General features: G+C 48.5%; 1 protein-coding gene. It reads left to right on the plus strand.

Translation table 11 applies throughout. The annotated features are described in order from the left end of the window. Window positions 1-833 (plus strand): N-acetylmuramic acid 6-phosphate etherase (murQ, locus tag ACWHAR_RS25250; protein WP_452088205.1); only part of this gene is annotated, 833 nt, incomplete at its 5' end. Between the last annotated feature and the right edge of the window lie 4 nt (window positions 834-837).

An 837-nucleotide genomic window follows, 5' to 3' on the forward strand; every position in this document is an offset into this window, starting at 1 on the left:
ATATGTTGAAAATCATGAATGATGAAGATAAAACGGTAGCCGAAGCTGTACAAGAAGTCTTGCCCGATGTTAAGACCGCCGTTGACTACGCCGTCGGGTCGTTAAAGAAAGGGGGACGGATCATCTACATCGGTGCCGGTACAAGCGGGAGGCTCGGCGTACTTGATGCAGCTGAATGCCCGCCGACATTCAGCATATCTCCCGAGTCGGTCATAGGCATCATTGCAGGGGGAGAAAAAGCTTTGTACAATGCCGTCGAAGGCGCTGAAGATCATGAGGCTTTTGGCAGACGGGATTTAGAAGCCGTTAACCTCTCAAACAATGATACCGTAATCGGAATCGCCGCCAGCGGCCGAACTCCGTACGTCCTAGGCGCCCTGAAGTATGCCAAGAAAACAGGTGCCAAGGCCATATCGCTGACATGCAATGAAAACTCGGCGATCAGCCAGGCGGCAGATCACAGCATAGAAGTAGTCGTCGGCCCTGAAGTCATTGCCGGATCGACGAGAATGAAAGCCGCAACCGCTCATAAAATGATTTTAAACATGATCTCAACGGCGGCCATGATCAAAATGGGGAAAGTCTATGAAAACCTCATGGTAGATGTAAAAGTAAGCAATGACAAATTAAAGGAGCGGGCGATCCGCATCATCCAAACGGTCACAGGTATGCCAAAAGAAACAGCGGCGCAAGCGTTGGAAATGTCCAATAACCAAGTCAAAACGGCCATCATCATGCTGAAAACAAACGAAGATGCAGCCGCTGCAGAAAAACTGCTGGAGAAATCAGAAGGCGATATCGAAAAGGCCCTATCCATTTATGAAAAATCTTAAATAA

Source organism: Bacillus sp. LR--39 (assembly GCF_053613335.1).